General features: G+C 58.9%; 5 protein-coding genes and 1 pseudogene. 3 read left to right on the top strand and 3 right to left on the bottom strand.

Annotated features, from left to right (window positions below; genetic code table 11):
• The coding region (locus G7Y44_RS05590) for a LuxR family transcriptional regulator (protein WP_165248238.1) at positions 1-1,512 on the bottom strand (1,512 nt) is incomplete at its 3' end.
• Between the two features lie 296 nt (positions 1,513-1,808).
• On the opposite strand from G7Y44_RS05590, the gene G7Y44_RS05585 reads away from it, so the two are divergent.
• From G7Y44_RS05585 to G7Y44_RS10425, 3 genes and pseudogenes are all read left to right on the top strand, one after another.
• On the top strand, positions 1,809-4,325 hold the full coding sequence (locus G7Y44_RS05585) for a molybdopterin-dependent oxidoreductase (RefSeq protein ID WP_165248236.1): 2,517 nt from the start codon (positions 1,809-1,811) through the stop codon (positions 4,323-4,325).
• A gap of 17 nt (positions 4,326-4,342) precedes the next feature.
• Positions 4,343-4,981: a 4Fe-4S dicluster domain-containing protein gene (locus G7Y44_RS05580; protein ID WP_165045066.1), complete on the top strand. Its 639-nt coding sequence runs from the start codon at positions 4,343-4,345 to the stop codon at positions 4,979-4,981.
• A gap of 136 nt (positions 4,982-5,117) precedes the next feature.
• Positions 5,118-5,201: pseudogene (locus G7Y44_RS10425) on the top strand (4Fe-4S binding protein); the annotation flags it as partial.
• Positions 5,202-5,246: 45 nt separating this feature from the next.
• On the opposite strand, the gene G7Y44_RS05570 reads toward G7Y44_RS10425, so the two are convergent.
• The gene (locus G7Y44_RS05570) at positions 5,247-5,726 is read right to left on the bottom strand and encodes a MogA/MoaB family molybdenum cofactor biosynthesis protein (protein ID WP_165248234.1); all 480 of its coding nucleotides are present in this window, start codon (positions 5,724-5,726) and stop codon (positions 5,247-5,249) included.
• Between the two features lie 153 nt (positions 5,727-5,879).
• Positions 5,880-7,145, bottom strand: a complete 1,266-nt coding sequence (locus G7Y44_RS05565; protein WP_241159201.1) for a molybdopterin molybdotransferase MoeA — start codon at positions 7,143-7,145, stop codon at positions 5,880-5,882.
• Positions 7,146-7,586: the final 441 nt, after the last annotated feature.

Genomic DNA, 7,586 nt, shown 5'->3' with positions numbered 1-7,586 from the left:
CTGTAAATCGAGACATTTCTTCGATATGAGATCGCGGATGGCGTCTGCGTCGGGCGACGCGGACGCGCGGATGCGGCGGCGCTTTGGCGGCTTGCTGGCTGCCGCACCTGCTGTACCCGCAGTATCCACAGTGCTTACCGTAGCTTTCTTGTTTGCTGCCCGTTTGCTCGAAACTCTCTTTCCCGTGCTGTCAACGCCGCTTGCTGCTTGTTCGCGTTTCCCTCTGCTTCCTCCACTCATTTTGTCCGCTTCGCTCATCACTTCCTGTACGTCGCCCTGCGTGCGCAGCGGGCGCAGCTCGATGGGGTCGGGCGTGACGGTGCCGCTTGTTTCCTGCGGCTTAAACAGATTGCCGGTTGAGGCGAGCAGTGTCAGACCCAGCAGATAACTTGACACCATGGCCAAGAAGAACAACCACGTTTGATTATGGGCCGAGGTGCCATCACTTATCCATCCCAGCAAGAACCCCAGGCTTTGCATCGTATACATGACGCCGCCGAAGAACCCGTAAATGAACACCGGGTTAATACCGCGGTCGCGTGATATCTGCGCGCATTGCATCATCATGAGCATCTGTACGAGTGAGAACACCATGTATGTTGCCGCCGCGAAGATGTTCAGATACGTCGATCCCAAAAACGGCAGCAACAAAAAGCCCGTTGCCAGTACGGGGTAGGTAATGCGAAACACCGTTGTCATACCAAAGCGGAAGCTCGCGCGCTGCCACACGATAAGCAGGGCCACAGCCGATACAAACGAGCCGATCATGGAAGCGGCGTTCACCAGTGCGAAAATGTCGCTATGCAACAGCGCAATACCGCGGATGATGCCGCTTGCGAACGCGAGCGCGCCCATACACAGGGCGCATCGCCAGTAGTCGGCGAGCACCTGGCGATACACCTGGGGGTGCTGACGCGGCACATCTTCAAACATAGGTTGGTCGAACAGCATCTCGCGCACCGACAGCGATATGCACAGCCCGCATAGAGGCACCAGCACAAGCGGCACCAGGAAGGCGGTCAGCGCGATAGGCACAAAATACAGCGCAAAGTACAGGGCTGGGGCCAACGCCGTGCCCACAATAAGTCGAAAGCTGCCTTGTTCGGCGGGAAGGGAAGCGAAGTAGCGTTGCCAGAGCATGAACAACCCAGCTGACCCGACGCCTAGCAGCACGCCACCGCCGCCCACCCAAACAAGCGTGCCGGATGGTGTATACATGGCGGCGATAAGAAACGCCGAACCTGAGAACACGAGCAGCGTGACGAGTGTAACCATCATGCGTCGGGCGGCGTGGGGCAGCAAGTAGGCCCCTAGCATACTGCCCACAAACGCACAACCAAACGCCAGCGCCTGACTTAAGAAGAACGTGAGCGTGACCGATGCCGTTTGGAATTCGATGGGCAAAAAGGGAAAGATTCCGCCCCATGTGGACGTGGCATTCACGGTGAGAAAGCATGCGTATCCCCAACTCGAAACATGCATGCGCGTTGTGTTTTCGGTGCGATTCCCCATAGTCCCCTGTAACTTCCGTTGCGTTTTGCAGCAGAGTGCGGCGCGGCACCACTGCTCGGCACATGGTAGCACGCAAGCGCGGCACAAAGCCGCTCAAACGTCACCCTTTTGGTGATCGTTTGGTGGGTGAGTTCGTCTGACCAGGCATAATGCGCTTAAATCACATAGCGCATGTGATTCGCGGTAGCGGTGTTTTCGGGTATGCTTCATCTATACGCGACACGTTGTTGCCCTTCGATGGGAGGTGTCAACCTGTGTTGCATACGGTATAAGAAGGAAGATGAAGGAGGGAACGTATGACGAAGAACCAAGCAACGCTGCCGCGCCGCACGTTCGTGAAGGGGTCGCTTGCCGGCCTCGCGCTGGCCGGTGCCGGTTCCGCTCTGTACGGTTGCTCAGGAGGAGACGGTGCGTCTACCGACACGGCAACGCCCGAAGCGAGCATCGGAGCTGCTACTCCGGGCACGCAGCCCGACACCGATTCGGTGCATTGGAGCCAGTGCAATGTGAACTGTGGTGGCAACTGCGTGTTCCAGTGGCACAGCAAGGATGGCAAGGTTGTCTACATGGAAACGGACAACACGGGCGATGCGGCCCTTCAGGCGCGCGCCTGCCTGCGTGGCCGCTCCATGCGCCGTTGGCTGAACCATCCCGATCGCCTGACGGTGCCCATGAAGCGTGTGGGCAAGCGCGGTGAGGGCAAGTTCGAGGAAATCAGCTGGGACGAGGCAATTGACACCATTGCCGAGAAGCTGAAGTACACCATCGACACCTATGGTAACGAAGCCATCTACGTGAACTACGCCACGGGTATGTACAGCGCCACCGGTAGGCAGCCGGGACAGCGCCTGTTGGGCCTGCTCGGCGGCTACGTGAATCAGGGTTATGACTATTCCACACACATGCTGTCGGCGGCTATGCCTTACATGTATGGCAGCGCGGCGAATCTCGATGATGACGGCAACCATGTAACGTTGGGTAAGCCGGCAACGGCGTTTAGCCCCTATGATGCTACGAACGCGAGCTCGTTTAGTGAGGCCGAAGCGAATTCTGATCTGGTGGTTATGTTCGGCAATAGCCCGGCGGAAACTCGCATGGGTGGCGCAAACGCCGTATGGGATTTCGCTCGTGTACGCGAGGCTGTGAACGGCCGCGGCGGGCGCATTATCAACATCGATTATCGCTTAAACGAAACCAGCTCGGGTCATCCTGATGAATGGTTGCCTATTCGCCCTGGCACCGATGCTGCGCTGGTGAATGCCATCGCGCATGAGTGGATTGCAAATGGCCAGGTTGACAAGGAATTCCTGGATGCCTACTGCGTCGGTTACGACGAGGACACCATGCCCGAGTCGGCTCGCGGCCAAAACAAGTCGTACAAGGATTACATCATGGGCACCGGCTACGACATGGTGGAAAAGACGCCCGAGTGGGCGGCTCCCATCACACAGGTGCCGGCCGACACCATTCGTGCACTTGCCGACGAGATCGCCAGCGCCGAAGCGCCGTTTATCGTGCAGGGCTGGGGTCCGCAGCGCCACACCAACGGTGAAGATGTGTGCCGTGCTATCTGCATGCTGCCCGTGCTCATTGGCAAGATTGGCCTTCCGGGCACCAACACGGGTCAACGTGAGGCGGAGCCCTCGGTGTATTTGGTGGGTAGCCTTCCGGTGAAAAACCCCATTACGACCACGTTGCCGGTGTATCAGTTCATCAATGCTATCGATCATGGTCATGAAATGACGGCCACCAACGCTGGCATTATGGGAGCCGACAAGCTGGCAAGCGACATCAAGTTCATCTGGAACTATGCTGGCAACTGCCTAACCAACCAGCATGGCGATATCAACTACACGCACGAGATCCTCATTGACGAGAGCAAGTGCGAGTTTATTGTGGTGTGGGATACCGTGATGACCGACTCTGCCAAGTACGCCGACATCCTGCTGCCTGACGCTATGCGTTCCGAGCAGATGAACATGCAGACGCAGGGCTATTCCGAGTACTACACCGGCGTGGTAGTGGGCACGCCCGCCCAGGAAGCGCCCGGCGAGTGCCGTTCGAGCTACGACGTGTGCGCTGACATCGCTGATAAGTTTGGCTTGAAAGATTCCTTCACCGAGGGTAAGACCCACGACGACTGGGTGCGCGAACTCTACGAGGCGGGTGCCGAAGCCGATGGCGACATGCCCACCTGGGACGAGATTGTCGAGCAGGGCGTGTACAAGCGTGAGCTGGCACCGGCGATTGGTCTGGAGGCGTTCCGCACTGATCCGGCGGAAAACCCGCTGGCAACGCCTTCGGGCAAAATCGAAATCTACTCTGAGACGCTGGCCGAGATTGCCAACACGTGGGAGCTTGCCGAAGATGAGGCGATCAATCCCATTCCCGTGTTCACGCCTGGTTTCCAGGGTTACGGCAGCGTGACCGAGGAATACCCGTTGTACTGCACGGGCTTTCATCACAAGAGCCGCACGCACTCGTCGTTCGGCTTCATCGAAGAGCTGGAGAAGGTAGCGCGCCAGCAGTTGTGGATCAATCCCATCGACGCCGAAGAGCGCGGCATTGAGGCCGGCGACATTGTGTCGGTGGTAAGCCCGGCTGGCGAGATCCGCATCGAGGCGAAGGTGACGCCGCGTATTATTCCGGGAACGGTGGCGGTACCTCAGGGTGCCTGGCACAACGCCGACATGAACGGCGACCGCGTGGATATGGGCGGTTGTGTGAACACGCTCACCACGTACAAGCCCACACCTTTGGCGAAGGGCAACGGCCCGGCGCATTCCATGATCGTTCAAGTTGCGAAGGCGTAAAGAGGGGGTAAGGCGAGATGACTCAATACGGATTCTACTTCGACAGCACCCGCTGCACGGGCTGCCGCACCTGCGAGATGGCGTGCAAGGACATAAAGGACCTGCCTGCGTCGATTGCATTTCGCACCGTGTATGACTACGAGGGCGGAACGTTTACCGTCGCTGAGGACGGCACGTGCTCAACCGATGCGTATGCCTATCACGTGTCGGTAAGCTGCAACCAGTGCAACGAGCCGGCGTGTTTGGCCATCTGTCCGCAGGAGGCTATTTCCAAAGACGCAGAAACTGGCATCGTGACGTCCGATCCGGCAAAGTGCATCGGCTGTGGCAGCTGCACGACGGCGTGCCCGTATGGCGCGCCGAAGGTCAACGAAGACCTGGGCAAGAGCGTGAAGTGCGATGCGTGCTCGGCTCGCGTGGCGGAAGGGAAGAACCCCATCTGCGTGGATGCGTGCCCCTTGCGCGCACTCGAGTTCGGAGACATCGAAGAGCTGCGTGCGGCACACGCAGATGGCGTGGCGGCTATTGCCCCGTTACCGGCGGCCGATATGACCGACCCGAACCTGGTTATTCTGGCGTGCCCGGCGGCAAAAGAACCCGATGATGAAACGGGCTTTGTTGCCAACGAGTTGGAAGTTGAGGGCTCGGTCGACTAGCGGTCGACTAGCCGCGAATCGCACATGAGCGAGGCTCATCCGGCGAGCCTTGCCATGAGATAATGGGAAAACCGGAGAATCGAGCGTTGCGCCGTCCGACTGCGGGCGGCGCAACGTGGCGCGTAAGGGGGGTTCGATGAGGCGCGGGTTCTTCTTCGACAACACCCGATGCACTGGATGCAGAACGTGCGTCATGGCGTGCAAGGACTACCATGGCCTGCCCCTATCATGCACCGCATATCGACCCCGAGTTAAAGCGAAGCATTTAGTGGCCGCCGCCGGCCATCATCTTGGCAGCGTGTCCAAGGGCGCCAACAATGCCTTCCCAATTCTCACGGGCGGCTTTTTCGCTGCCCGGCAGGTTGATAACAATGTGGCGACCGCGCTGCATGCATACCGCACGCGACAGCATGGCGTACGGAGTTATTTGCAGGCTGTGGTAGCGCATGGCCTCGGCGATGCCGGGTACGTTGCGCTCGCAAACATCGGCGGTTGCCTCAGGCGTTACATCGCGCGGTGAAAGGCCGCTTCCGCCGCAGGTGAGCACGATGTCGGCACCTACGGTGTCGCACGCTTCTACGATGGCTGCAGCGATCTCAGCGCGCTCATCTTTCACCACCACGTGGCTTGTGCATTCCCAACCGGCGTCGCCGATAAGCTCAACGAGTGCCGCCCCTGCGGTGTCTTCGGCGATGCTGCGTGTGTCGGAGCAGGTGACAATGGCGAATTTCAAAGTGTCAGCCATAAGGGTGGTCCTTTCGTTGTGTCGGTGGGCGGTCATTTGGTGGGTAGCCGCCCGTTATCTTCCCGTCGGTTGCTTGTTAACCGCGAACGGGGTGTGAGCTAGCTGTAAGTTGCCTGCTTGCCCATTGATTGCTCGCTGGCTGCAGGCTGGCTGTTACAGCAGCACTTCCTCGGGCACGTCGAGCAGTATGCAGTCAATAAGGTCGCCTGCATGGCGCGGTTTAGCACCTTCGGGCATAATTGCCATGCAGTTGCTACGCTGAATGGGGCCAAAGAGGCCCGAGCTTTGATTCTTCGATGGTTCGACTACGTAGCCGTCGGCGTTCTTCGTGAGTGTGCCGCGCATGAAGATGCGGCGCGGGTCTTTCTTCTTCATGTCGCGCGACAGCCGAGCTTGCACGCAGGGGCGATCGAAGTGGCTGTATCCCTGCATTTTGCGCAGTGCAGGGCGGATGATCATCTCGAAGCCAACGAAGGCCGCCGCCGGATTGCCGGGTAGACCAAACACGGGTGTGCTGTTTACGATGCCGAACGTCTGAGCTTTGCCGGGGCGCATGTTTACGCTGGTCATAAGCAGTTCTCCAAGTTCGTCGACGACAGGTTTAATGAAGTCGAAATCGCCGTTGGAAGCGCCGCCACTGGTTATTACGAAATCGTACTCGCGCGTGGCGGCGTCAACCGCCGCGGCAAGTGCCTCGTGTGTATCTTGCACGATGGGAAGCATGGTGGGCACAGCTCCGGCCGCTTGCGCGCATGCGGCCAACGCGTAGCCGTTTGAGTTGCGAATCTTGCCGGCAGTGGGCACGGTGGGTGGCTCCACCAGTTCGGAACCAATGGGGATGATAGCTACGCGCGGACGGCGATGAACTGGCGCTTCCACAATGCCGCACCCAGCTAAAAAGCCTACGCCTGCGGTACCAATAACCTCGCCGGCCGCAACAATGACTTCACCGGCATGCGCCTCTTCGCCAGCTGCGCGGATGTTTGATCCTACAGATGTCGCAGCAGAAAACGACACACGGCTGCCAGGTTTGCCGTCGCCTTCCACCACGCCAACCACCTCGTACTTCACCACGGCATCGGCGTCGGTGGGCACGGGTGCGCCGGTCATGATGCGCACGCACTGGCCAGCCTGCAGATTTCCTTCAAATACGTCGCCGGCGGCCACTTCGGCCACGACGTCGAGTTCTGTGGGGTTGTCCTCGCTTGAGTTTGAAATCTCCGCAGCGCGCAGGGCGAACCCGTCCATCGCCGAATGTGCGAAGGGGGCTACGTCGATGTCACTTTTCAGGTTGGCGGCGGCCACACGGCCAACGGAGTCCAGCACGGGCACGGTTTCCGGTTCAAGTGCGCTCACATGAGACAAGATGAGTTCGAGCGCTTCTTCGAGCGATATCAGTTCCGGAATGGTTCGTGCCATAGGGGTGTCCTTTCATGTGCGGGTGCGACCTGAGCTGCACTCGTTTTATTTCCAAATGAGAATTATAGCCAAATGAAGTATATTCGGTAGGAATCATCGGAAAACTCTGTGAGTCCGCTTTGTTACTTTGGCGATGTCTTGGCGATGGTGTTGGGGTCAGGGTCAGGGTTTCGTCGGACTACCGCTGGGAAGCTTCCGCCTGGTTCTAGGGAAACACTGATTAAAGCCGTCTTGCCTTGCGCTGGCGAGGCGGATACCTGAGGATTGAAGACCGAATGCGCGCACTGACGTGCGTAAATGAGGTCTGAAATTCTCAGATACCGGTTCGTCAGTGCGAGGCTGGCGGAATTAATCAGTGTTTCCCTAGCACCGCACCGCCTGGTTCCCGCATAGTTCCGGCGTCACACCGCCGGGGGTCCCTCCGATTGCTGCTGCCCACTT

This window comes from Adlercreutzia sp. ZJ141, from assembly GCF_011038965.1.
Lineage (GTDB): Bacteria > Actinomycetota > Coriobacteriia > Coriobacteriales > Eggerthellaceae > ZJ141.
Note: the sequence above shows the minus strand (reverse complement) of the source record. Positions and strands in the feature narration are given on the sequence as shown.